General features: G+C 70.1%; 26 protein-coding genes. 16 read left to right on the forward strand and 10 right to left on the reverse strand.

Features of this window, described 5'->3' with window-relative positions:
- Positions 1 to 43: 43 nt before the first annotated feature.
- Together ACM9LD_RS16510 and ACM9LD_RS16515 are read right to left on the reverse strand one after the other, a co-directional pair.
- The gene (locus ACM9LD_RS16510) at positions 44 to 244 is read right to left on the reverse strand and encodes a YbdD/YjiX family protein (RefSeq protein WP_336670091.1); all 201 of its coding nucleotides are present in this window, start codon (positions 242 to 244) and stop codon (positions 44 to 46) included.
- Positions 205 to 2,475, reverse strand: coding sequence for a carbon starvation CstA family protein (locus tag ACM9LD_RS16515; RefSeq protein ID WP_415677666.1), 2,271 nt, complete (start codon positions 2,473 to 2,475; stop codon positions 205 to 207). Before ACM9LD_RS16515 ends, ACM9LD_RS16510 begins: the two co-directional genes overlap by 40 nt.
- Before the next feature lie 329 nt (positions 2,476 to 2,804).
- Between ACM9LD_RS16515 and ACM9LD_RS16520 the strand changes: the two genes are divergently transcribed.
- The 4 genes from ACM9LD_RS16520 (at position 2,805) to ychF (ending at position 7,581) form a co-directional block, all read left to right on the forward strand.
- A complete protein-coding gene (locus ACM9LD_RS16520; RefSeq protein WP_415677667.1) occupies positions 2,805 to 4,352 on the forward strand; it encodes a sugar ABC transporter ATP-binding protein in 1,548 nt (515 codons plus the stop codon).
- Positions 4,352 to 5,359 (forward strand): ABC transporter permease, encoded by a 1,008-nt coding sequence (locus ACM9LD_RS16525; protein ID WP_415677668.1) that lies wholly within the window; start codon positions 4,352 to 4,354, stop codon positions 5,357 to 5,359. Before ACM9LD_RS16520 ends, ACM9LD_RS16525 begins: the two co-directional genes overlap by 1 nt.
- Positions 5,360 to 5,406: 47 nt before the next feature.
- A complete protein-coding gene (locus tag ACM9LD_RS16530) occupies positions 5,407 to 6,390 on the forward strand; it encodes an ABC transporter substrate-binding protein (protein ID WP_415677669.1) in 984 nt (327 codons plus the stop codon).
- A 117-nt stretch (positions 6,391 to 6,507) separates the two neighbouring features.
- Positions 6,508 to 7,581, forward strand: a complete 1,074-nt coding sequence (ychF, locus tag ACM9LD_RS16535) for a redox-regulated ATPase YchF (protein WP_415677670.1) — start codon at positions 6,508 to 6,510, stop codon at positions 7,579 to 7,581.
- Positions 7,582 to 7,621: 40 nt separating this feature from the next.
- On the opposite strand, the gene ACM9LD_RS16540 is transcribed toward ychF, so the two are convergent.
- The 3 genes from ACM9LD_RS16540 to ACM9LD_RS16550 are packed head-to-tail and all read right to left on the reverse strand — an operon-like array spanning position 7,622 to position 10,131.
- Positions 7,622 to 8,770: a DUF7373 family lipoprotein gene (locus ACM9LD_RS16540; protein ID WP_415677671.1), complete on the reverse strand. Its 1,149-nt coding sequence runs from the start codon at positions 8,768 to 8,770 to the stop codon at positions 7,622 to 7,624.
- 42 nt (positions 8,771 to 8,812) lie between these two features.
- A complete protein-coding gene (locus ACM9LD_RS16545) occupies positions 8,813 to 9,421 on the reverse strand; it encodes a SanA/YdcF family protein (RefSeq protein WP_415677672.1) in 609 nt (202 codons plus the stop codon).
- A 59-nt stretch (positions 9,422 to 9,480) separates the two neighbouring features.
- Positions 9,481 to 10,131, reverse strand: coding sequence for a TetR/AcrR family transcriptional regulator C-terminal domain-containing protein (locus ACM9LD_RS16550; protein ID WP_415677673.1), 651 nt, complete (start codon positions 10,129 to 10,131; stop codon positions 9,481 to 9,483).
- 86 nt (positions 10,132 to 10,217) lie between these two features.
- Between ACM9LD_RS16550 and ACM9LD_RS16555 the strand changes: the two genes are divergently transcribed.
- Positions 10,218 to 10,916: an NAD(P)-dependent oxidoreductase gene (locus ACM9LD_RS16555; RefSeq protein WP_415677674.1), complete on the forward strand. Its 699-nt coding sequence runs from the start codon at positions 10,218 to 10,220 to the stop codon at positions 10,914 to 10,916.
- Complete coding sequence (locus ACM9LD_RS16560) at positions 10,913 to 11,509, forward strand: GNAT family N-acetyltransferase (protein ID WP_415677675.1); 597 nt, start codon at positions 10,913 to 10,915, stop codon at positions 11,507 to 11,509. Before ACM9LD_RS16555 ends, ACM9LD_RS16560 begins: the two co-directional genes overlap by 4 nt.
- Before the next feature lie 16 nt (positions 11,510 to 11,525).
- On the opposite strand, the gene ACM9LD_RS16565 is transcribed toward ACM9LD_RS16560, so the two are convergent.
- Positions 11,526 to 11,990 carry a PNPOx family protein gene (locus tag ACM9LD_RS16565; RefSeq protein WP_415677676.1) on the reverse strand — a complete coding sequence of 155 codons (465 nt, stop codon included), beginning with the start codon at positions 11,988 to 11,990 and terminating at the stop codon, positions 11,526 to 11,528.
- Between the two features lie 221 nt (positions 11,991 to 12,211).
- Between ACM9LD_RS16565 and ACM9LD_RS16570 the strand changes: the two genes are divergently transcribed.
- Genes ACM9LD_RS16570 through ACM9LD_RS16585 form a run of 4 tightly spaced genes read left to right on the forward strand, consistent with a single transcriptional unit; the run spans position 12,212 to position 15,556 of the window.
- Complete coding sequence (locus ACM9LD_RS16570; RefSeq protein WP_415677677.1) at positions 12,212 to 13,708, forward strand: MDR family MFS transporter; 1,497 nt, start codon at positions 12,212 to 12,214, stop codon at positions 13,706 to 13,708.
- A gap of 14 nt (positions 13,709 to 13,722) precedes the next feature.
- Entirely contained in the window at positions 13,723 to 14,058 is a 336-nt protein-coding gene (locus ACM9LD_RS16575) for a VOC family protein (RefSeq protein ID WP_415677678.1), read from the forward strand.
- 28 nt (positions 14,059 to 14,086) lie between these two features.
- Positions 14,087 to 14,518, forward strand: a complete 432-nt coding sequence (locus ACM9LD_RS16580) for a YdeI/OmpD-associated family protein (RefSeq protein WP_415677679.1) — start codon at positions 14,087 to 14,089, stop codon at positions 14,516 to 14,518.
- Between the two features lie 39 nt (positions 14,519 to 14,557).
- Positions 14,558 to 15,556 carry an acrylyl-CoA reductase family protein gene (locus tag ACM9LD_RS16585; RefSeq protein ID WP_415677680.1) on the forward strand — a complete coding sequence of 333 codons (999 nt, stop codon included), beginning with the start codon at positions 14,558 to 14,560 and terminating at the stop codon, positions 15,554 to 15,556.
- 3 nt (positions 15,557 to 15,559) lie between these two features.
- Here ACM9LD_RS16585 and ACM9LD_RS16590 read toward each other — a convergent pair whose 3' ends face one another.
- Entirely contained in the window at positions 15,560 to 16,369 is an 810-nt protein-coding gene (locus ACM9LD_RS16590) for a hypothetical protein (RefSeq protein WP_415677681.1), read from the reverse strand.
- Positions 16,370 to 16,456: 87 nt separating this feature from the next.
- On the opposite strand from ACM9LD_RS16590, the gene ACM9LD_RS16595 reads away from it, so the two are divergent.
- Positions 16,457 to 16,888, forward strand: a complete 432-nt coding sequence (locus tag ACM9LD_RS16595; RefSeq protein WP_415677682.1) for a VOC family protein — start codon at positions 16,457 to 16,459, stop codon at positions 16,886 to 16,888.
- An 89-nt stretch (positions 16,889 to 16,977) separates the two neighbouring features.
- On the forward strand, positions 16,978 to 17,328 hold the full coding sequence (locus ACM9LD_RS16600; protein ID WP_224645899.1) for a hypothetical protein: 351 nt from the start codon (positions 16,978 to 16,980) through the stop codon (positions 17,326 to 17,328).
- Here the strand turns inward: ACM9LD_RS16600 and ACM9LD_RS16605 are convergent.
- Positions 17,309 to 17,746: a YbaN family protein gene (locus ACM9LD_RS16605; RefSeq protein WP_415677683.1), complete on the reverse strand. Its 438-nt coding sequence runs from the start codon at positions 17,744 to 17,746 to the stop codon at positions 17,309 to 17,311. The two genes, ACM9LD_RS16600 and ACM9LD_RS16605, sit on opposite strands and share 20 nt — an antisense overlap.
- Before the next feature lie 28 nt (positions 17,747 to 17,774).
- The gene (locus ACM9LD_RS16610) at positions 17,775 to 18,407 is read right to left on the reverse strand and encodes a DUF2461 domain-containing protein (protein ID WP_415677684.1); all 633 of its coding nucleotides are present in this window, start codon (positions 18,405 to 18,407) and stop codon (positions 17,775 to 17,777) included.
- Positions 18,408 to 18,475: 68 nt separating this feature from the next.
- Here ACM9LD_RS16610 and ACM9LD_RS16615 point away from each other — a divergent pair, with 68 nt between their 5' ends.
- From ACM9LD_RS16615 to ACM9LD_RS16625, 3 genes are read left to right on the forward strand one after another with little or no spacing between them, the layout of a single operon-like run.
- Positions 18,476 to 19,744, forward strand: a complete 1,269-nt coding sequence (locus tag ACM9LD_RS16615; protein ID WP_415677685.1) for an AAA family ATPase — start codon at positions 18,476 to 18,478, stop codon at positions 19,742 to 19,744.
- Between the two features lie 49 nt (positions 19,745 to 19,793).
- Positions 19,794 to 20,252: a peroxiredoxin gene (locus ACM9LD_RS16620; RefSeq protein WP_415677686.1), complete on the forward strand. Its 459-nt coding sequence runs from the start codon at positions 19,794 to 19,796 to the stop codon at positions 20,250 to 20,252.
- On the forward strand, positions 20,249 to 20,698 hold the full coding sequence (locus tag ACM9LD_RS16625) for an acetyltransferase (RefSeq protein WP_415677687.1): 450 nt from the start codon (positions 20,249 to 20,251) through the stop codon (positions 20,696 to 20,698). The genes ACM9LD_RS16620 and ACM9LD_RS16625 overlap by 4 nt, the downstream gene beginning before the upstream one ends.
- Here ACM9LD_RS16625 and ACM9LD_RS16630 read toward each other — a convergent pair.
- On the reverse strand, positions 20,695 to 21,138 hold the full coding sequence (locus tag ACM9LD_RS16630; protein ID WP_415677688.1) for a MarR family winged helix-turn-helix transcriptional regulator: 444 nt from the start codon (positions 21,136 to 21,138) through the stop codon (positions 20,695 to 20,697). The genes ACM9LD_RS16625 and ACM9LD_RS16630 overlap by 4 nt on opposite strands.
- Positions 21,139 to 21,230: 92 nt before the next feature.
- Here ACM9LD_RS16630 and ACM9LD_RS16635 point away from each other — a divergent pair, with 92 nt between their 5' ends.
- Positions 21,231 to 21,923, forward strand: coding sequence for a type 1 glutamine amidotransferase domain-containing protein (locus tag ACM9LD_RS16635; protein ID WP_415677689.1), 693 nt, complete (start codon positions 21,231 to 21,233; stop codon positions 21,921 to 21,923).
- Positions 21,924 to 21,943: the final 20 nt, after the last annotated feature.

Genomic DNA, 21,943 nt, shown 5'->3' on the forward strand with positions numbered 1-21,943 from the left:
CCTCGCGCTAGCGGCTTTCGGACACCACCGTGGGCGGCGCCGGTCAGCAGCAGCGAGCCTGGACCGTCGCGCCGTCGTGGCGCGCCTTCCAGTACTCGCGCTCGGTCATCACCGGCTCGCCCGGATGCGTCGCGCGACGGTGCTCGACGTACCGCTGGTAGTGGTTGTCGCCCATGACGGAGCCCACGTACCAGCGGACCGCCTTCAGTGCCCGGATGATCGGGTCACTCCCAGGGCGTCCCATTGCTCCTGCACCTTCCTCTCCACGGCGGTGGGGATGAGGCCGCTCGGCGCGAACAGCTTGCTGGGCACCGGTTCCTCCTCGGTGAGGGGGCGGCCGTTGCCGGAGACGGTGCGGTAGATGGTCCACACGCCCATCACCACGACGACGAGCACCATGACCGCGAAGACGATCGACAGCGTGCCCTGGATGAAGGTGTTGCGCACCACCGCGTCGATGGCCTCCGGGGTCTTGGCGGAGCCGAACGACGACTTGCCGGCTTCGGCGGCGGCCTTGAAGTTGCTGTGCTGCTTCCAGTAGCCGACCGCCGGGTCGGAGCTGAAGATCTTCTGCCAGGAGGCGGTCATGGTCACGATGAGGTCCCAGACCAGCGGGATCGCGGGTATCCAGACCCACTTGTAGTAGCCCTTCTTGACCACCACCACGACGACCACGGTGAGCGCCATGGCGGCGAGCAGCTGGTTGGCGATGCCGAACAGCGGGAAGAGCGTGTTGATGCCGCCCAGCGGGTCGGTCACGCCCATGAGCAGGATGCTGCCCCACGCGGCGACGACCAGCAGCGAGGCGACCCAAGCCCCGACGCGCCAACTCGGATCCTTGAGCCGCCGGAACGGTCCGCCCAGGTTGCTGAGCGCGTCCGAGACCAGGAAGCGGGCGACGCGGGTGCCGGCGTCGACGGTGGTGAGGATGAACAGCGCCTCGAACATGATCGCGAAGTGGTACCAGAAGGACTTCATCGACGATCCGCCGAACACCTGGTGCAGCACCTCGGACATGCCGAAAGCGAGCGTCGGGGCGCCGCCGGTGCGGGAGACGATGGACTCCTCGCCGACGTCCTTCGCCGCCTGCGACAGTTGCTGTCCGGTCACCGGGTCGCCGCTCAGGCCCAACGAGTTCACGTACGTCGCCGCGGTCTCCGCGGTGCCGCCGGTCTTGGCGAGCGGCGCGTTCATGGCGAAGTAGAAGTGCTGGTTGATGATCGACGCGGTGATCAGCGCCATGATCGCGACGAAGGACTCGGTGAGCATGCCGCCGTAGCCGATCAGCCGCATCTGCCCCTCCTTCTCCAGCAGCTTCGGCGTGGTGCCGGAGCTGACCAGGGAGTGGAAGCCCGAGAGGGCGCCGCACGCGATGGTGATGAAGAGGAACGGGAACAGGGAGCCGGCGAAGACGGGGCCGTCGCCTCGGGTCGCGAAGTCGGAGACCGCGGGCGCCTCCATGACAGGGCGGGCGATGACGATGCCGACGGCCAACAGCACGATGGTGCCGACCTTCATGAAGGTGGAGAGGTAGTCGCGCGGCGCGAGCAGCAGCCACACCGGGAGCACCGAGGCCGCGAAGCCGTAGATGATGATCGCCCAGCTCAGCTGGACCGGGGTGAGGGTGAACAGCTCCTTGCCCCAGCCGCTCTCGCCCACGTAGCGGCCGCCGATCACCGCGGCGAGCAGCAGCACGCAGCCGATCAGCGAGACCTCCGAGACCCGGCCGGGCCGGAGGATGCGCAGGTAGACGCCCATGAACAGGGCGATGGGGATGGTCGCTGCGATCGAGAAGACGCCCCAGGGGCTGTGGCCCAGCGCCTGCACCACGACGAGCGCGAGCACGGCGATGAGGATGGTCATGATCGCGGCGATGCCGATGATCGCGGCGGCCCCGCCGACGGGGCCGAGCTCGTCGCGGATCATCTGGCCCAGCGAGCGGCCGCGGCGGCGGTTCGCCACCCACAGCACGAGGTAGTCCTGGACGCAGCCGGCGACCAGGGCGCCGACGATGATCCAGATCGTGCCGGGGAGGTAGCCCATCTGCGCGGCGAGCACGGGCCCCACGAGCGGCCCGGCACCGGCGATCGCGGCGAAGTGGTGGCCGAACAGCACGCGCCGATCGGTGGGGAGGTAGTCGGTGCCGTTCTCCAGCACCTCCGCGGGCGTGGCGTGGTCGTCGCGGGGGCGCACGACCTTGAGTTCGATGAGCCGGGCGTAGAAGCGGTAGCCGACGACGTAGGTGCAGATGGCGGCGAGCACGAACCAGACCGCGTTGACGGATTCGCCGCGGGCGAGGGCGATCATCGCCCAGGCGATCGCGCCGACGAGGGCGATCACGCCGAAGATCACCTTGTGCTTGGTGGTGATCGGGCTGCGATCGATGACGGCGACGGGCGGCAGGTCCGGGTCCGTTCGGACGTAGGTGATGTCGCCGTCGGTCTCCGTGGTCGACGGAGCGGTGGGAGCTGACACGAGGCCTCCTGGGATGTTCACGCCACGGTGGTGGTTCGCAGGGAACATCGTTTCATCCGGGTGCCCGCGGGCGTCGCGGAATCGGCGCCTTGGTCGGAGCGGCGGAGGATCCGTGTCGGCGTGGGGCGCGATGCGGGGCTACCGCCGGAACATCTGATGTGTTTGCGCTTGCGTCCGAGATTTCGTCGTGTTTCATGGAGATGTGTCGACTATTGACATGCAAACATCCGATGTCTAATGTGACTCAGCACACAGGGTGGTCGGTTGTCCACACCTGACCGGAGGACGAAGGACGCCGCGCAGACGGCGCCGGATCGGGCGGTGAGTGCATGAGCGTGGAAGCGACGTCGCAGGACCCGGGCGCATCGGACGCGCGCGTCCCGCTGATCCGGATGAGCGGCGTGACGAAACGCTTCCCGGGCGTCGTGGCCCTCGATCACGTCGACCTCGAGGTGTATCCGGGGGAGCGGGTCGCGCTCGTCGGCGAGAACGGGGCCGGCAAGTCCACCCTCATGAAGCTCCTCAGCGGTGTCGAGTCCCCGGACGAGGGCACGATCGAGATCGACGGTGCCCCGGTGCAGTTGACCTCGCCCGGGCAGGCCCAGTCGCTCGGCGTGAGCATCATCCACCAGGAGCTGGGCCTGGTCCCGGACCTCACGGTCGCCCAGAACATCACCCTGGGGCGCGAGCGCACGCGTTTCGGCGTGGTCGACAGCCGCGGCGCCGTCCGCGACACGACCGCCCTGCTCGAGCGGCTCGGCATGGTGATCGATCCCAACGCGCGCGTCCGGGACCTGACCGTGGGCAAGCAGCAGATGGTCGAGATCGCGCGCGCCCTGTCGGAGAACGCGCGGCTCCTCATCCTCGACGAGCCGACGGCGGCCCTCAACGACGCCGAGGTGCAGACGCTGTTCGAGCTGATCGGCCGGTTCGTCACGGACGAGACCGGTGTCGTCTACATCTCCCACCGCATGGACGAGCTGCCGCGCATCTCCGATCGCATCGTCGTGCTCCGCGACGGCACGTACGTGGGACAGCGCCCCACCGCGACGACGCCGATGCGCGAGATCATCGAGATGATGGTCGGCCGCGAAGTGGCCGACGAACAGCGCCCGACGGTGCCGGAGACCCCTGGGGAGGTCGTCCTCAAGGTCGATGGGCTCAGTAGTAAGCATCCGCTGCACGACATCTCGTTCGAGCTGCACCGCGGGGAGATCCTCGGCTTCGCCGGGCTCATGGGTGCCGGCCGCACCGAATTGGCCCGCGCCATCATCGGCGCGGACCCGATCACCGCGGGCCGGATCGAGGTGAACGGCACCGAGCGCACGATCGACTCCCCGGCGGCCGCGGCCGCGCTCGGTATCGGTTACCTCTCCGAGGACCGCAAGCGATTCGGCGCCGTCGTCGACCAGACGGTGCGTGACAACATCGCCCTGTCGTCGCTCGACGCGTACTCGAGGTTCGGCGTGATCCGCGACGGCGAGCTCAGCGCCCTCGCCACCGACATGGTGTCCCGGCTGCGGGTCAAGACGCCGTCGATCCGGCAGGCCGTGCGCAACCTCTCGGGCGGCAACCAGCAGAAGGTCATCATCGGCAAGTGGCTGGCCCGCGACTGCGACATCCTCATCGTGGACGAGCCGACCCGCGGCATCGACGTCGGAGCCAAGGACGAGATCTACCGGCTCCTCGAACAATTGGCGGCATCGGGGAAGGCGATCATGGTGATCTCCAGTGACCTTCCCGAGGTGCTGCGCCTCTCGCACCGCATAGCGGTGATGGGCGAGGGCCGCCTCGCCACCATTCTCGACAGCGACGACGCAACACAGGAGACCATCATGGAGAACGCGACCCGCTTCCACGAGACGGCGGTGAAGTGATGACCGCGACCACCGCGCCCCCCACGCCCGACAGCGACGCCGCGGGAGGCTTCGCGCTGACCTCCTGGATCCGCGGTCAGATGCAACAGTTCCTGGCTTTCGTCAGCCTCATCGTGATCGTGGCGTTCTTCTCGTTCGCGAGCCCGAACTTCCTGACGGCCAGCAACCTCACGGGCATCCTCGTCGCCTCGGTGACGATCGGCCTTCTCGCGCTCGGCACCACCATCGTCATCATCACGGGCGGCATCGACCTGTCGATCGGCACCGCGATGATCCTGTCCGGCATCATGACCGGCGTCTTCCTCGTGCACTGGAACCTGCCGCTGTGGATCGGCGTGATCGGCGGCGTGCTCTTCGGCGCGTTCATCGGCCTCGTGAACGGTCTCGTCGTCGCCTACCTCGGGATACCGCCGTTCATCGCCACGCTCGCCATGATGCTGGTGACGATCGGTGCCTCGCTGGTGATCTCGGGCACCGAGCCGATCCGGTTCACCTCTGTCGAGGGATTCAGCGCCATCGCCAACAAGTCCCTGGTGCCGGGCGCCCGGATCCCGTTCAGCGTCGTGCTCCTCGCTCTCATGGCGGTGATCGCCGGCATCGTGCTCGCCAAGACCAAGCTCGGCCGCTACGCCTACGCCATCGGCAGCAACGAGGAGGCCACCCGGCTCTCGGGCGTGAACGTCAAGAACTGGAAGGTCATCGTCTACACCTTCTCCGGCTTCTTCGTCGGCCTCGCGGGCGTCCTCGCGGCCGCCCGCCTCAACTCCGCCCAGCCCACCGGTGGTCAGGGACTCGAGCTCGAGGCGATCGCGGCCGTCGTCATCGGCGGCACGTCCCTCGCCGGCGGGCGCGGCACGATCACCGGCACGGTGATCGGCATCCTCATCATGAGCGTGCTCACCAACGGCCTGCGGATCATGTCCATCCCGCAGGAATGGCAGTCCATCGCGGTCGGCGTGGTCATCCTCGTCGCCGTCTACATCGACATCGTCCGCAAGCGTCCCTGATCGTCCCCTTCAACCGCTCCGCCCTTCGACCATCCAAGGAGAATCCCGTGTTCACAAAGGCTTCGACACCCGTGCGGCGAATGTTCCGCGCGGCGACGGTGACCGTCGCCGCGGTCGCGATGGTCACCACCGCGACCGCGTGCTCCAGTGGCGGCTCGTCGGGTGGTGACGGGCAGATCGCCATCATCTCCAAGGGCTACCAGCACCAGTTCTGGAAGGCCGTCAACAAGGGCGCCGAGGAGTCGGCCAAGGAGTTGGGTAAGACCATCACCTTCGAGGGTCCCGACAACGAGACGCAGGTCGAGAAGCAGGTGCAGCTCCTGCAGACCGCGCTCGACCGCAACCCGTCGGCGATCGCGATCGCCGCCCTCGATTCGGCCGCGGTCGCGCCGATGCTGCAGCAGGCCAAGGACCGGGGCATCCCGGTCGTGGCCTTCGATTCCGGCGTCGACAGCGACATCCCCGTGACCACCGCGTCGACCGACAACAAGGCCGCGGCCGCCGAGGCCGCCAAGCGCATGGTCGACCTCGTCGGCGGCAACGGCGAGATCGGCGTCGTCGCACACGATCAGACGTCGAAGACCGGCGTGGACCGTCGCGACGGCTTCCTCGACTGGATCAAGGCGAACGCCCCCGGCATCAGGATCGTCGACGTGCAGTACGGCGGCGACCCCGCCAAGGCGGCCGACCTCGCGGCCACGATGCTGCAGGCGCACCCGAACCTCGTCGGCCTCTACGGCACCAACGAGGGCGCGGCGACGGGCATCGTCAACGCCGTCCAGCGCAGTGGCAAGACCAACCTCAAGATCATCGGCTTCGATTCGGGTGCCGCGCAGATCGACGCCATCCGGTCCGGCCTGATGGCCGGAGCCATCACGCAGAACCCGGTGGGCATCGGCCGGGAGACCGTCGCGGCGGCGGTGAAGGCGATCAAGGGCGAGTCGCTGCCCAAGACCATCGACACCGGCTTCTACTGGTACGACAAGACCAACGTCGACGACCCCAAGATCGCGGGCAGCCTCTACCGCTGACCCGACGGGCTTTCCGACGGTGCGGGCCGGACCTGGGTGAGGGCGGCCTGCACCGTCGGGAAGTGCACCTCCCGCACCGTCGGGAGGCGCACGCGCGACCACGTAGAATGAGGTCCCGTGAGCCTTACCCTCGGAATCGTCGGACTGCCCAACGTCGGCAAGTCCACCCTGTTCAACGCCCTCACCAACAGTGAGGTGGAGGCGGCGAACTACCCCTTCGCCACCATCGAGCCGAACGTCGGCGTGGTGAACCTGCCGGACCCGCGGCTGAACCGCCTGGCCGAGATCTTCGGCTCGGAGCGCATCCTGCCCGCCACCGTGTCCTTCGTCGACATCGCCGGCATCGTCAAGGGCGCCTCCGAGGGCGAGGGCATGGGCAACCAGTTCCTCTCCAACATCCGCGAGGCCGACGCGATCTGCCAGGTGGTGCGCGTCTTCTCCGACGAGGACGTCGTGCACGTGGCGGGCAAGGTCGACCCGCTCGCCGACATCGAGACCGTCGCCACCGAGCTGATCCTCGCCGACCTGCAGACCATCGAGAAGGCGCTGCCCCGCCTCGAGAAGGACGCGCGCAAGAACAAGGAGCTCGTCGAGACGCTCGAGGCCGTGAAGGCTGCGGAGGCGATCCTGACCGACGGCAAGACCCTGTTCGGCGCCGGCTTCGACACCGCCCCGGTCCGCGAGCTGCACCTGATGACCGCGAAGCCCTTCCTGTACGTCTTCAACGCCGACGAGGGCGTGCTCACCGACGCCGCGCGCCGCGAGGAGCTGGCGGCCGCCGTCGCCCCGGCCGACGCCGTCTTCCTCGACGCCAAGATCGAGTCCGAGCTGCTGGAGCTCGACCCCGAAGACCAGGCCGAGATGCTGGAGTCCATCGGGCAGGACGAGCCCGGCCTCGACTCGCTCGCCCGCGCCGGCTTCCACACCCTGGGCCTGCAGACCTACCTCACCGCCGGCCCCAAGGAGTCGCGCGCCTGGACGATCCGCAAGGGCGACACCGCCCCCAAGGCCGCCGGCGTGATCCACACCGACTTCGAGAAGGGCTTCATCAAGGCCGAGATCGTCTCCTTCGCCGACCTCGACGCCAACGGCACCATGGCCGCCGCGAAAGCCGCCGGCAAGGTCCGCATGGAGGGCAAGGACTACGTCATGTCCGACGGTGACGTCGTCGAGTTCCGCTTCAACGTCTGACCCGACGAGCGTCGCGTCGAGAACAGCGGTCGCCGACGGGTCACGCCTGCGGGAGGGTGAGATAGCCTGCGGCGGTGGACTGCTGCGCCTGCGCCAGCGTCGAACTGAACGCGACGGCGATGTATCGCCCCCGCGGGACCTGGCAGGCGAACACCCGGTTCGTCTGCTGCAGCAGCTGGGCCACGCGCGATACGCACACGGACTGCGGGAGACCGCGGATGCGTTCCTCGACGCGGCCGCCGTCGTCGGCACCGGGCGCGCCGAAGGTCTTCGCCTGATTCGCGACCCAGTCGGCGGCGAAGTTCGGACTGGCGGCGCGCATGACCTGGTTGCGGCCGGAGGCGCCGATGAGCTCGATCTGGAACGTCGTCCGGGTGCGCAGGCCGGACGACCATCTGCCGTCGCCGACGATCCCCAGCGCCCGGTTCGAGAAATACCCGGACACGAACGCCATGATGGGTTCGCCCACCTCGTCGAGCCGCGTGTACCGCATGATGCCGTCCTTGTCAGCGGGCGGCATCTGCCAGGCCTTGAACGGCACCTGATCGAGCCGGGCCGGTTGGCGCTCGAACCAGGCCGCGGCCAGCGCCTCCGCGCGGGGGCGGTCGACGTCCCGGGTCACCGCGGCCAGTACGTAATCGGCATGCCGGGACCAGAACGCGAGGCCGGGCGCGAAGGACGTCGGCGTCGGCCCCTCGACGACGCCGGGCCCGAGTTCGCGGCCGCGCGGCATGAGCGCTCGCGCACCGTTGTAGGCGTTGGCGGCCTCGGTCTCCGATGAGTACCGCATCACGAAGACGGCCATCGTCGGAGCGCCGTCGGCACGCGCCTCCCGGAACGCGCCGATGACGCCGGCCTTCTGCCCGGGCGCGACGGCGTCGCCGATCGGCCCGCCCAGCACGTTGTTCCGCGAGGCGGCCCCCGCGAGGCTGGGATAGGGCCTCGGCGCGTACCAGTCGAACTTCGCGTCGAGGTCGGGCGGGAGGACGACGTAGTCGGACAGGACGATGTTCATCTGCACGATCGCATCGGTACCGGTGCGTTCCGGCACCTCGCGCGGCCCCACCGCGTAGCCGCCGGTGTCCAGTTGCGGGTCCGCGGGGATGGCCTCCCCTCCGATGCTGCTGGTGCAGCCGGTGAGTGCCGCGACCAACGCAGCGCCCACGGCCACTCCGTGACGTCTCCCCATAGCGCGATTGTTGCAGACGCATTCGGTGGGGTCGGGCGACGGTCAGTGGTCGTGTGAGATCGGGCCGGGATCGCGGAGGGCGTCGAGAGCGGCCTTCGGGCGCGACAGTGTGACCTCGCGGACCCAGTTCCGCATCGTCAAATAGACACCGGCGTCGGAATCCGCCTCGACCCCCACCGCGTCGATGCCCTGCGCCTGGCAGAGCGCGACGGCGCGGCGCAGGTGGAAGTCCTGCGTCACCAGGATCGCCTGGTCGATCCCGAACACGGTCCTGGCGCGGGCGCAGGTGTTGTAGGTCGTCACGCCGAAGCGGTCGTCGGTGATGGTGCCGGCGGCGACGCCGCGTTCCTCCAGGTACTTCCGCATCGCGGCCACCTCATCGCCCTTCGTCGATGCCGCGTGTCCGGAGACGAGAACGCGCTGCGCGCGACTCTCGCGTAGGACCGTCAGTGCGGTGTCGAGCCGCTCGCGGAGATAGACCGAGGGCTCGCCGTCGTGCACGCGGTCGCCCAGCACGACCACCCACGGCCGGGATGCGTCCTGCTGGATGCGCGAGCGGCTCTCCCACTGCACCCACGCGCTCGAGGCGACCATCGCCAGGACGGCCGCGATCACGGCGTAGCGGATCAGGCGGCGCAGGATGGCGAACACTGGACCGAGCGTACCTATCGCCCGGACGCCGCCGCGGATGTCGGAGCGCCGGTCCGCCGTCAGGGCGAGTCGGGTTGGAGGCCGTCCAGCAGGAGTGTGAGCCCGAACGCGAACTCGTCGTCGTACGAATCTGCGCCCTGGCTGCCGGCACGGACTCGCGCGACCTCGACGAGGTGCGGGTAGTCGGATTCGGACATCGTCGAAACGAGCTCTGTGGCCGCGTCGGCGATCGTGCGATCGTCACCGAGCGGAAGGCTCTTCTCGGTGAGTGCGCTGCCGTAGACGTAACTGTCGAGCACCGCGACGGCCCGAACTGCCGCGTTCGGGGAGAAGCCGGCGGCGAGCAGGAGACCGAGGATGTAGTCGTGGCGGCGCAGCGTCGCGGGCCCTGGAGTGGTGCGCGAATCGAGCATGCCGATCGCCCAGGGGTGTCGCTGCAATGCGGTCCGGGTCTGCTCGGCGATCTCGCGCAGCGCGGGGCGCCACGTCGGTGATTCGGCGGGGGGTGAGATCTCGGCGAACACCGCGTCGATCATGCCGTCCAGCAGGTCCTCCCGGTTCTTCACGTGGTTGTACAGCGACATCGCCTCGACATCGAGGGCGCCGGCGACCGCCCGCATGGTGGCGGCGGCGAGACCTGTCGCGTCCGCCAGCGCGACGGCGGCGCCGACGACACGCGCCCGGGTCAGCGGTGGCCGGTTCTTTCGCACGAAGGTCCTCTCGGGTCTTGCGGAAACTTACCGCGTAAGTCTAACGTACTTACATCGTAAGTTTCATAGCTCGAGAAGGAGACGCCATGAAGGAGCGAGGGATTCGACGGGTCTGCGTCGTGGGCGCGTCGGGGAAGCTCGGCCGTTACCTGGTCGACGAGGCGCTGCGGCGCGACTGCGAGGTGGTCGGGGTCTGCCGGGAGCGCAGCGTCGGCAAGCTCGCCGACCGCGCGGACCGCATCACGGTGATACCCGGCGACACCGACGACACGGACGTGATCCGTCGCGCCGTCGCCGGGTGCGACGGCGTGCTCACGGTCCTCGTGCCGTGGGGAGTGCGCGGCTACTCCTCGGGGACGGCGCGGGCCGTCATCGACGCCGCGGAACCCGATGCCCGGCTGATCTTCTCGTGCGGCTGGCACGTGCCGTACGACGATGCGGACCGGTATTCGAAGCGAACGGTATTGATGCAGTCCGCACTGACGAAAGTGATGCGCGCGGCACGGGTCATGGACATCGACGACCAGGTCGAGGCGGCACGGCGGATCTACGCGAGTGACGCGGCGTGGACCCTCGTGCGGGCAAGCACACTCGAGGAAGGTCCCGGTCAGGGCCTCCCAATCGCGGGGGAGCACGTGGGCGACCCGATCCTCGCGAGTGATCGCATGCGCCGCGTCGACTACGCGCTGTACATGGTCGAGGCGCTGACCGACGACTCACTGGTCAGGAAGGCGCCGGCCATCGTCGGCTGCGAGACCCCGAGTGTCCTGGCGGGTCGGCGATGAGCACCGGCGACCACACGCTCCTCGTCGGCCCCGCGACCGGCGACGACGACATCGCTTCCCTCGCGCGGGTGTGCGCGACCGCTTTCGCGGACGACGCCTTCACCTGCTGGATGCATCCCGACGAGTCCGCCCGGGAAGTGGTGCTCGAGCAGATGTTCGCCGCCGCGATCGCCGACGCGATGCCGACGGGCGGCGTCATCGCTGCGCTCGCACCGAGCGCGGGCGCCGTGGGCGTCTCGATCTGGCTGGATCCACGGTCCGGTCCGGTGGACGCCATCGTCGGAGTCGACCCACTCGCGCGCCGGATGCGGGCGGTGCAGGCGGCGACGGACGCGGTGCGGCCCGCCGAGCCGCACATCCATCTCGCGTCGATGGCGGTCCTGCCGACTCGGCGCGGAGAGGGTGTCGGCGCGACGATGCTCGCGGAGGGACTGCGCCGCGCCGCCGCCCGCGGGTTGCCGTGCTATCTGGAGGCGTCCTCGCAGGACAATCGCCGCCTGTACGAGCGGACCGGATTCGCCGACCTCGGCGCACCGATAATCGCCGCCCCGGACGCCCCACCACTGTGGCCGATGTGGTGCGATCCGCGATGACCCACCGGGTGCGCCGTCAACGCGGGGTGAGGATGAAGACCCTCGCGCCGCCGTCGAACGCTCGTCGCAGGTCCGCGGGGTCAGGCGAGCCGTCGGCGGTGAAGCCGATGTTGTTGAACGAGGCGAAGTTCTTGTTGTCGGCCGCGATCACGCCGTACAGCTCGACCACGCCGGCCTCGTCCGAGACCACCCGCACGTCGGCGGTCCTCCGGCGGCCCGCGAGCTGGATGTCGATCGGTTCGCCCGTGCAGAGGTTCTTCCCCCACGCGAACGGCGAGCCGACCAGGAGATTCCCGTCGTGCTTCGTGTACGCGACGGGCACCTCGAAGACCTTGCCCGACTTCCGGCCCACCACGTACAGCGTGAGCAGGCGCTCGCCGAGGAACCTCGAGAGGCCCGGCGCCTTGAGAAGCGTCCGCATCACGGCGTTCATGACGCCCTGCAGCGGCATCGTGCTGGCGGTCCCTGCACTCCGACTCATACGTCGACCGTAGACCCGTCCGTCGGGCCCGGCCAGGGCGCCGGCGCTCGTGAAAACAGGGGAATCCGGGCACACGAGGCCAAATCTGGCCTCGTACGTCCGCAGAACGCCGATTTCACAGATCCGGTCGACGGGTGATGTCGAAAAACCTGTCAGTGGTTCGTCGTATTCATGAAGGCGATCGACAGGTCGCCGCGGAAAACGACTATGAGGAAGCCACCATGGCCACGCACACTGAACAGATGGACCATCCCCCCACCGACCTGACGAAGCCCGCCGACGCATCGCCGACCGCGCGGACCGAGCAGGCCGGGCGCACGCCGCTGGTGATCAAACTGCTGGTCGCGGCCACCTTCGTCGTGATCCTCAACGAGACGATCATGATCAACGCCATCCCGCGGCTCATGACCGACTTCCACGTGGACGCCCGCGCGGCCCAGTGGCTCTCCACGGTCTTCATGCTCACCATGGCCGCGGTGATCCCGGTGACCGGTTGGTTCCTGCAGCGGGTCAGCACCCGCACGGCGTACGCGGTGGCCATGGCGACGTTCAGCGCCGGCACCGCCCTCGCCGCGATCGCCCCGACCTTCGAGGTGCTGCTCGCGGCCCGCGTCGTCCAGGCGGGCGGCACCGCGGTGATGATGCCGCTGCTCATGACCACGCTGATGACCGTCGTCCCCGAGAGCGACCGCGGCCGCGTGATGGGCCAGGTCACCCTGGCCATGTCGTGCGCACCCGCCCTCGGCCCGGCGGTCTCCGGCGTGATCCTGCACCTGGGCTCGTGGCGTCTCATCTTCGTGTTCGTGCTGCCCATCGCGGTGCTCGTCGGCGTCGCCGGAATGCGGCAGTTGCAGAACGTCGGAGAGACCGAGAGCACGCCGATCAGCTGGCTCAGCGTCGTGCTCGCGGCGGGCGGCTTCGGCAGCCTGGTGTACGGGCTCAGCGAGATCGGTACCGGCGACGTCACCGGCCCGATCCTCATCGTCGTCGCCGGCATCCTGCTCATCGCCGCGTTCGCCGCGTACCAGGTCCGTCTCCAGCAGCGCGAGATGCCGCTCCTGGACCTGCGCGCCCTGCGGCACCGCACCTTCACGGTCTCCCTGCTGCTGATGACCGCCGGGTTCATGGCCTTCCTCGGCTCGATGATCCTGCTGCCCCTGTACCTGCAGGACCTGCGTGGGCTGTCCGAGCTGCAGACCGGCCTGCTCGTGATGCCCGGCGGCCTCGCGATGGGCCTGCTCGGCCCGCAGGTCGGCAAGCTCTACGACCGCGTCGGCGCACGCCCACTGGTGATCCCCGGTGCGATCGGCATCGTCGTCGCCCTCGCCGCGCTGAGCCGCATCGGCGCGACCACGCCGTACCCGGTGCTCGTCGCGGTGCACGTCGGGCTGATGGTGTCGCTGGCCGCCGTCTTCACGCCGGTCTTCACCGTCGGCCTCGGCGACCTGCCGGAGCATCTGTACTCGCACGGTTCCTCGCTGCTCGGCACGCTCCAGCAGGTCGCCGGTGCGATCGGCACCGCGGCGCTCATCGTCGTCATGTCGAACCGCTCGTCGCACCTCGCCGAGACGGGTGCCTCCCAGCCGGAGGCCTTCGTCGGCGGACTGCAGTGGGCCTTCGCCGCCGCCGCGCTCATGGGCGTCGTGGTCGTCGTGTGCGCACTGTTCCTGCCCGCCAAGGTCGACGGCGCCGCCCTGTCCGGCCCGGCGCACCACTGAATCCGGGGATCGTCATGGACCTGTTCGCACGCCTCGCCGTGACCGACCTACCCCGCGCGATCGCGTGGGGCGAGCAGCTCTTCGGCGACGTGGAGTCGTTCGCGCCCAACGACGTCGAGCACGTGTGGACGCTGGGGGAGCACGTGCACGTCTACGCGGAGCTGCTCCCCGAGCACGCGGGTCATTCCGCGGCCACGCTGTTCCTCGACGGCTTCGAGGACTTCCTCGCCGCTGCCTCGGGCCGCGGCCTGCGCCCGCAGTCGGAGGAGGTCTACGAGAACGGCGTGCGCAAGGCGATCTTCGTCGATCCCGATGGCAACGAGGTCGGGATCGGCGGCGGGCCCGCATAGCCCGACGAATTCGGGGACGATGGAACGCATGGCACTGCATGTACGAACCACGCTGGAGCCCGTCGGACCGGCCACCGCCATCGAACTCACCGATGCGCAGGTCGAGGAACTCGGCGGAGGGAAACGCGCGGCGGTGCGCGTCACGATCGGCGATCGCACCGCGCGACTGCGGCTCGCGGGCATGGGCGGGTGCAACCTGATCGGCCTGTCCAAGGCCGCACGCAAGGACCTCGAGGTCGAGATCGGCGACACCGTCGACGCCGTCGTCGAGCTCGACGAGGCCGAGCGGACCGTCGACCTCCCGGACGATCTCGCCGCCGCGCTGCAGACGGCGGGCCGACGAGAGGCCTTCGACGCCCTCAGCTACACCCGCCGCAAGGAGGCGGCGCGCGGCGTGGCCGAGGCGAAGCGGGCCGAGACCCGCGAGCGGCGCATCGCCGCCGTCATCGCCTCCCTCTAGGATCGCGGGAAAGCCGCCGAGACCCTAGGAGAGACCACGATGACCCAGTTCCGGGCCCTGATCGCCGAATCCGCCGACGACGCGGTGACCACCCGCGTGGAGACCCGCGAACCGGCCGCGCTCGAGCCCGGGCAAGTGCGCATCGCCGTCGAGTTCTCCGGCGTCAACTTCAAGGACGCCCTGGCACTGACGCCCGGCGGTGGAGTGGTGCGCCAGTACCCGATCGTCCCCGGCATCGACGTCGCCGGCACCGTCCTGGAGTCCACCTCGGACGAGTTCGCCGCGGGTGACCGCGTCATCGCCCACGGCTACGAGATCGGCACCGCCCGCGACGGCGGCTACGCCGAACAGGCCGTCGTCCCCGCCGAGTGGACGGTGAAGCTGACCTCGCTGAGCACCCGCGAGGCCGCCGCCGTCGGCACCGCCGGCTTCACCGCGGCCATGAGCGTCGCCGCGATCGTCGACGCGGGGATCACCCCCGAGAACGGGCCCGTCGTGGTCACCGGCGCGACCGGTGGCGTCGGCTCCACCAGCGTCGACCTGCTCGCCGGCCTCGGCTACGAGGTCGTGGCCTCGTCGGGCAAGCCCGCCGCCGCCGACCGCCTGCGGGAGCTCGGTGCCGCCGAGGTCATCGGCCGGCTGCCGCTCGACCCCGAGGCCAAGCCGCGGCCGCTCGGGAAGAGCCGCTGGGCCGCCGCCGTCGACTGCGTGGGTGGCGCCGCCCTCGCCGACGTGATCAGCACCCTCAACTACGGCGGCGTCGTCGCCGCCAGCGGCCTCACCGGCGGCGCGGGCCTCAAGACCACGGTCATGCCCTTCATCCTCCGCGGCGTCACCCTCGCGGGCATCGACTCGGTGCTCATGCCGATCGAACCCCGCCGCGCCCTGTGGCGGCGGATCGAGACCGACCTGCGCCCGCGGCACCTCGACCTCGTCGCGAACGACATCGGGATCGACGGTGTCGGCGCCGTCGTCGAGGCCCTCCGCGCGGGCGAGTACACCGGCCGCGCGGTCGTGGACCTCGGCCGCGGCTGGTGACGATCACGCCGCGGCGATGATCTCCCGCATCGCCGCGACGGTCTGCTCGCGCCACTGATCGCGCGGCGGCTGCACGGGAACCGCGGAACCGGCCAGATGCGCGAGGGCGACCCCGAGGATCGGGGCGTGTTCGGGGAAGGTCGCCCGCGCCCGGCGCGCACCGTCGGCCTTGCTGACGACGGTGCCCGACGTCGTCGTGACGTGCATCCTGGCCGGGCCGGTGATGCACCATGCGACCCGCCCCGCGCGCAGCGGCCGGGTGCCGCGTTCCGTGCGGTCGGCGAGGGGGAGCCAGTAGTCGCGCAGGTTGGTGCGGGTCCAGTCGGCGAGTCGGTCGGCCTCAGGGGCGAGGCCCCAGGTAGCGACATCGGGGCCGCGGACCGTCACCCCGCCGTGGGCGAGCTCGGCCCAGACGACCGGATTCACATCGAAGGCGCCGCGCCGGTCGAAGATCTCGCCGACGTGCGAGGCGACCGGGTCGATCTCGGTGACCGGGCGGCGGAGGTCCGACGCCCAGACGAACGACGTGTTGACCGTCGCGCTGAACCCGAGCCCGCGCACGACCCGGCCCGCGACGCGGGGAACCTGGGACAGGTGCAGCAGCCGCAGCCGGCGCACCAGATCGGAGCGGCCGCGCCAGGATTCGTCGAGTGCCGCGACCAGGTCCAGATCGCTCGCGCCCGCACGGTACGCGCCGAGCGCCACCGAGCCACCGAGTGCCGCAGCCGCCACTGCGCCGGGGAGGAGTCGGTCGGCGGCGGCGAAGTACCTCCGCACGGCGTCGTCGATCTCGGGATGCGCGTTCGGGTCCACACTGCACGGTACGTGCGATCGCGCGAATGCCGTCGTCGCGCGAAATCAGGTCGTGAACCGACCGCTGTGATCGCTACGGTTGTCCCCATGACCGTCAGGCAGATTCAGGTGACCTTCGACTGTGCGGACCCGAAGCGCGTCGCGCTGTTCTGGTGCGAGGCGCTCGGCTACGAGGTGCCGCCGCCCCCGCCGGGCTTCGCGGACTGGGACGCCTTCGAGGCGACGCTGCCGGCGGAGGCGCACGGCTCCGCGTTCGCGTGCGTCGATCCGAACGGCGTCGGTCCTCGCCTGTTCTTCCAACGCGTCCCCGAGGGCAAGACGGTCAAGAACCGCGTGCACCTCGACGTCCGCGTCGGCACCGGCATGGTGGGTGCCGAGCGCCTCGCGGCCCTGGAGGCCGAGGGGGCGCGGCTCGAGAAGCTCGGCGCGACCCGCCTCTACCTGCAGGAGGCCGACGGCGAGAACGAGTCCTGCCTCACCATGGCCGACGTCGAGGGCAACGAGTTCTGTCTCGATTGACGGTTCGCCCTGGATGAACGGGGTGGCCGTGGTCCCCTCCGGTGTGGACACTGGAGTCAAGTGGGTCCCTACGGCTCGAGGAGTCAGTCATGGCAGGTAACGACAACCCGTTCGGGTTCGGTCCGGGCGAGTTCGACGACCTCGCGCGCGAGGCCCGGGACATGATCGGCCGGCTCGTCGGCGGTACCGCGGGCCGGGAGGCCTTCTCCGGGCTGTTCGACGATGCCGTCCGCCGCCCGAAGCGCCAGCCGGAGACGGCGGGCGAGACCGGCGACGGGGTGTGGGCGATCATCGCCACCGCCGAGGACGGCGGAGCCCGGGTCGAGCAGGTCTACGCCACCGAGATCGACGCGCTCCGCTCCAACCAGCACAACACCGACGTCACCAGGAAGGTCCGCTTCCTGCCCTACGGGATCGCGGTCACTGCTCTGGACGACTGACGGCCTCGGGGGCCGAGTCGGCCGCACCGTCGGTGGCGGGCTCGGGCGTCGGCTCGGGGCGCAGCCACAGCCACGTGCCCACGATCGCCATGATCGCGGTGCCGATGCCGGCGATCCACCAGTGCGGCGTCACGAGGAACAGGATCACGGCGCACACCGCCATGCTGCCGACGGCCATGTACTTGGCCCTGCGGCTGACGGCGCCGGTGGCCTGCCAGTCCCGGATCATCGGTCCGAAGACCCGGTGTTCGAGCAGCTTGCGGTGCAGGGTGTCGGAACCGCGCGCCGCGCAGTACGCCGCGATCAGGATGAACACGGTGGTCGGCATGAGCGGAACCACGACGCCGACGATGCCCAGGCCGAGCGCGATGTAGGCGCAGAGCCACCACATCCACTTCAGTCGAGATCGCCCTGCCATGCCACCAGTGTAGGGAAGGGGCGCGGGGTCAGGCGTCGCCGTGCTCCACCAGCCAGTCGAGCAGGGCGGAGGTCTCGCGCCAGTGCTTGCGGATCTGGGGCACCAGCTTCGGCGAGTGGATGATCTCCTCGAAGCCGTAGTCGCGCATCACGGTGAGCGACTTGTGCCGCAGCAGGTCGATCCGCGGATGGTCGGCGTCCCAGCCGCGCGGGGCGGTCTTGAGCGTCTCTCCGCCGATCTCCCAGCCCTTGCGGCGCAGCTTCGCGATGACCTGCTCCAGCGCGGGGCCGTACAGGTCGTTGTCGATCGCTTTCCGGAACGCGGCCAGGCGGGTGGGGCTCGCCTCGTAGAAGCCGGCGCCGACCCGCACCCCGGGCGCGCCGATCTGCAGGTAGTAGCCGGTGGCCGGCCCGACGCCGATGAAGGCGCCCTGGTGTGTCTTGTACGGCGTCTTGTCCTTGGAGAAGCGGACGTCGCGGTAGGGGCGGAAGACCTTCGCGGTGCCGAACTCGTCGGCCAGCTCCTCGGTCAGCGCGGCCATGGGGGCGGCGACGGCGGTCTTGTAGACCTCCTTGTGCGCCTCCCAGAAGACCTTCGAGTTGTCGGCCTCGAGGTCGTCGTAGAAGTCCAGCGCCGCCTCGGGGAATCCGGTGAAGCTCATGCGCCGAGGTTACCGCCGGACAGGATATTCGATGGCGCCGGACGGCATCCCCGCCTACCGTTCGTCCGATGCCCATCGACTTGACCGGGGAGAACCGGGACGTGACGCGCGCCGTGGAAGTGATCCGCGCGCTGCTCGGTGATGCCCACGTGACGCCGCGTACCGCGACATCCTTCGCGGAGGACGCGCTCGGCGTCCTCGAGGCGCAGCACACGGTCATCAAGATCGCGACCACGCCCGCGACGGCCGTCGCGGTGGGCCTCGCCGTGTCGCGGCTCGTCGCCGAGCACGACGCCGAGTCGGGACCGGCCTGCCACACGGACCCGCCGTCCTGGCTCTCGATCGACCTGGGGGACGGCGCCGATCGCATCCCCGGAGATGCGGCGTTCGCCTTCCGTGCGGGCACCCTTGCCGATGCGCCGGTCGTGCTGCGTTGCGAGACCGAGTACCGCGAGACGCTGAGCGTCGGCGTCGTCACCCGGTCGAGCGACGTCGCTGTCGGCGAGGCGGTCCGTGACCGGATCCGTGCCGCGGCAGAGGAACTCAACCCGCTCAAGGGGCGGGCGATCGCTGTCTCCTTCCACGGCGGCATGACCTTCCGGGCATTCGAGCTCACCGGAGACCGCGCCGACGTCGTCGTCCCGGACCGGGTCTGGGCCGAGATCGACCTTTCCGTCCGCGCGGTCACCACCCACGCGGAGCAATTGCGGCGCCTCGGCTTCCGCGCCGCGCGCGGTGTGCTGCTCTGCGGGCCGCCCGGCGTGGGGAAGACGGCGGTCTCCCGCGCGGTCGCCGCCGAGTTGGTCGGCGAATTCACCGTGATCGTCGTCGGCGCGGCCGCGATCGGCGCGGGGCTCGCGTCGGTCTACGCGGCGGCCGTCGAGCTCGGACGGTGCGTCGTGATCCTCGACGACGTGGACCTCGCGGTCCGTCGCCGCGGCGACGGCGACGACACCGCGCTCGCGTCGCTGCTCGACGCGCTCGACGGCGTCGATCAGTCCGCCGAGGTGCTCACCATCGCGACGACCAACGACCCGCGCTCACTCGACGGTGCCGCCACCCGCGCGACGCGCTTCGACAGCGTCGTCGAGGTGGGCTACCCGAACCGCGAGGCGCTGATCGGCATCCTGCGACGGCGCACGGTCGGCCTCGGCCTCACCGACGGCGACGTGGCCTCGATCGCCGACGCCCTGCCGCCCGAGACCAGCGGCGCCGACGTGGGCGCTCTCGTTCGGCGCGTCGTCCTGGCCAATGCGGGCACCGACCTCGAGGCATTCCTCACGGAGGTGCGGCGCCGTGGCTGGCTGGCGGCCGTCCCGGTCGGGCAGTACCTGTGAGCGCCGCCGACGGGAGCGTTCCGGCGGACGGAGGACTAGCGTGGTCGGCATGAAACCCGGTGACACCGCGCCCGACTTCGAACTGCCCGATCAGGACGGCACCCCGCGGAAGCTGAGCGACCTGCTCGCCGCCGGCCCCGTCGCCCTGTTCTTCTACCCGGCGGCGTTCACGCCGGGCTGCACCAAGGAGGCGTGCCACTTCCGCGACCTCGCCGCCGAGTTCGCGGAGGCGGGCGTGCAGCGCGTCGGCATCAGCCGCGACGCCGTCGCCAAGCAGCAGGACTGGACGGCGAAGCACGGCCTCGACTACCCGCTCCTCTCCGACGTCGACGGCGTCGTGGCCACGGCGTTCGGCGTGAAGCGCGACGGCCTGCTCAAGCTGGCCGGCATGCCCACCAAGCGCACCACCTTCGCGATCCGCGCCGACGGCACCGTCGCCGATGTGATCGCCTCCGAGGTGAACATGCAGGTCCACGCCGACCGCGCCCTCGCCGCGCTGAGCGGGTGACCGAGGTCCTGCTCCGCGTCGTCCGCGGCCCCGAGGAGTACCCCGTGCTCGTGCGGGTCTGGCGCAGCTCGGTCGACGCGACGCACGATTTCCTCGCCGCCGCCGACCGCGACGCCATCGAGGCGCGGCTCGCGAGCGACTACTTCCCGCAGGTCAGGCTCACCGTCGCGGAGGTCGACGGTGCCGTGGCCGGGTTCGCCGGCACGGCCGGCGAGGACCTGGCGATGCTCTTCGTGCATGCCGACGCCCGGGGGCGCGGCGTGGGCCGCGCCCTTCTCGACCACGCCGTCCGCGAGCTCGGCGTGCGGACCGTCGACGTCAACGAGCAGAACGAGCAGGCCGTCGGCTTCTACGCGCACAGTGGCTTCGCCGTGACGGGCCGTAGCGCGACCGACGGCGAGGGCCGCCCGTACCCGTTGCTGCACCTGGCCCTGACGCGGGACTAACTCGCGCAGCCGTCGCGCGACGTCCGGGCCACGATGGCGACCGCGCGTCGCAGCACCTCGGCGTCGCCGGGGGAGAGCGGCCCGAGCAACTCCGCCTCGGCGGCAGTGACTTCCGCGCCCACATCGCGCAACATCGCCAGCCCCGCATCGGTCGGCACGACCCGCCGCGCCCGGCGATCAGTGGGGGAGGGCTCGCGACGCACGAGTCCCGCGTCGACGAGGTCGTCGACCACGTACGGCATCACCGACTTGTCGATGAGCAGGTACTCCGCGAGCGCCAGCTGTGTCGGCAGGTCGTACGTCGCGGCGGCGTACAGCGTCTGGTAGCCGCGCACCCCGCGCGGGATCCGGTCGAGGATCGGCGCCACCGCCTCCGCGTACGCCTTGTTCAACACCCCCACGGACCAGCCGAAATCGCAGGTCTCCTCGTGCTCCGCCACACGTTCAGCCTAGCAGGCGCCACATATCAGTTGATTCACATATCAGTTGTGATACCGTTCAGTTGTCACGCAAACCAACTGAGGAGTACGTCATGAGCCGCATCCTGGTCGTCGCCACCAGTGTCCCGTCCTACGCCGTGAGCGGCCGCCGCACCGGCCTCTGGCTCGGCGAGCTCACCCATTTCGTCGATGCCGTCGAGGCCGCGGGCCACAGCACCGTCATCGCCAGCATCGAGGGCGGCTTCGTCCCCATCGACCCCGAATCCCTCAGCCACGAGGTGCTGGCGCAGGGCGGCACGCGCGCCCGCTACGACGACCCCGCCTTCATGGACCGCCTGCGGAACACACCCTCGCTCCGGGACGTCGATGCCGCCGACTTCGACGCGATCTACCTCACCGGCGGTCACGGCGTCATGTTCGACTTCCCGACCGACGAGCGTCTCGCGGCGCTGCTCCGCGACTTCGACGCGGCGGGCAAGGTCGTCTCCGCCGTCTGCCACGGGACCGCCGGGCTCCTCGGCGCCACGAAGGCCGACGGTGCGCCGCTGATCGCCGGCCTGCGCATCGCGGGCTTCTCCTGGAACGAGGAGTTGCTCGCCGGGCTGGATGCCATCGTCCCGTTCAATCTCGAGGAGAAGATCGCTGAGCGCGGCGCCACATACGTGCAGGCCGACGAGGCATGGACCCCGTTCGCCGTCACCGACGGCACCGTCGTGACCGGCCAGAACCCCGCCAGCGCGCACCCCGTCGCGGAGGGCGTCCTGGCGCTGCTCGCCGACCGGTAGGAAGGTTCTTCGCGAGGGCT

Source organism: Tsukamurella hominis, from assembly GCF_965137015.1.
In the GTDB taxonomy this organism is placed as follows: Bacteria; Actinomycetota; Actinomycetes; order Mycobacteriales; family Mycobacteriaceae; genus Tsukamurella; species Tsukamurella hominis.

What these genes read in the sequence shown, in the direction of transcription:
- ACM9LD_RS16560 (WP_415677675.1), top strand. Translation starts at nt 10,913, where the DNA reads ATGAGCACCGGCGACCACACGCTCCTCGTCGGCCCCGCGACCGGCGAC.
- ACM9LD_RS16575 (WP_415677678.1), top strand. Translation starts at nt 13,723, where the DNA reads ATGGACCTGTTCGCACGCCTCGCCGTGACCGACCTACCCCGCGCGATC.
- ACM9LD_RS16620 (WP_415677686.1), top strand. Translation starts at nt 19,794, where the DNA reads ATGAAACCCGGTGACACCGCGCCCGACTTCGAACTGCCCGATCAGGAC.
- ACM9LD_RS16510 (WP_336670091.1), bottom strand. Translation starts at nt 244, where the DNA reads ATGGGACGCCCTGGGAGTGACCCGATCATCCGGGCACTGAAGGCGGTC.
- ACM9LD_RS16525 (WP_415677668.1), top strand. Translation starts at nt 4,352, where the DNA reads ATGACCGCGACCACCGCGCCCCCCACGCCCGACAGCGACGCCGCGGGA.
- ACM9LD_RS16585 (WP_415677680.1), top strand. Translation starts at nt 14,558, where the DNA reads ATGACCCAGTTCCGGGCCCTGATCGCCGAATCCGCCGACGACGCGGTG.
- ACM9LD_RS16570 (WP_415677677.1), top strand. Translation starts at nt 12,212, where the DNA reads ATGGCCACGCACACTGAACAGATGGACCATCCCCCCACCGACCTGACG.
- ACM9LD_RS16600 (WP_224645899.1), top strand. Translation starts at nt 16,978, where the DNA reads ATGGCAGGTAACGACAACCCGTTCGGGTTCGGTCCGGGCGAGTTCGAC.
- ACM9LD_RS16610 (WP_415677684.1), bottom strand. Translation starts at nt 18,407, where the DNA reads ATGAGCTTCACCGGATTCCCCGAGGCGGCGCTGGACTTCTACGACGAC.
- ACM9LD_RS16565 (WP_415677676.1), bottom strand. Translation starts at nt 11,990, where the DNA reads ATGAGTCGGAGTGCAGGGACCGCCAGCACGATGCCGCTGCAGGGCGTC.
- ACM9LD_RS16595 (WP_415677682.1), top strand. Translation starts at nt 16,457, where the DNA reads ATGACCGTCAGGCAGATTCAGGTGACCTTCGACTGTGCGGACCCGAAG.
- ACM9LD_RS16555 (WP_415677674.1), top strand. Translation starts at nt 10,218, where the DNA reads ATGAAGGAGCGAGGGATTCGACGGGTCTGCGTCGTGGGCGCGTCGGGG.
- ACM9LD_RS16615 (WP_415677685.1), top strand. Translation starts at nt 18,476, where the DNA reads ATGCCCATCGACTTGACCGGGGAGAACCGGGACGTGACGCGCGCCGTG.
- ACM9LD_RS16520 (WP_415677667.1), top strand. Translation starts at nt 2,805, where the DNA reads ATGAGCGTGGAAGCGACGTCGCAGGACCCGGGCGCATCGGACGCGCGC.
- ACM9LD_RS16605 (WP_415677683.1), bottom strand. Translation starts at nt 17,746, where the DNA reads ATGGCAGGGCGATCTCGACTGAAGTGGATGTGGTGGCTCTGCGCCTAC.
- ACM9LD_RS16540 (WP_415677671.1), bottom strand. Translation starts at nt 8,770, where the DNA reads ATGGGGAGACGTCACGGAGTGGCCGTGGGCGCTGCGTTGGTCGCGGCA.
- ACM9LD_RS16580 (WP_415677679.1), top strand. Translation starts at nt 14,087, where the DNA reads ATGGCACTGCATGTACGAACCACGCTGGAGCCCGTCGGACCGGCCACC.
- ACM9LD_RS16635 (WP_415677689.1), top strand. Translation starts at nt 21,231, where the DNA reads ATGAGCCGCATCCTGGTCGTCGCCACCAGTGTCCCGTCCTACGCCGTG.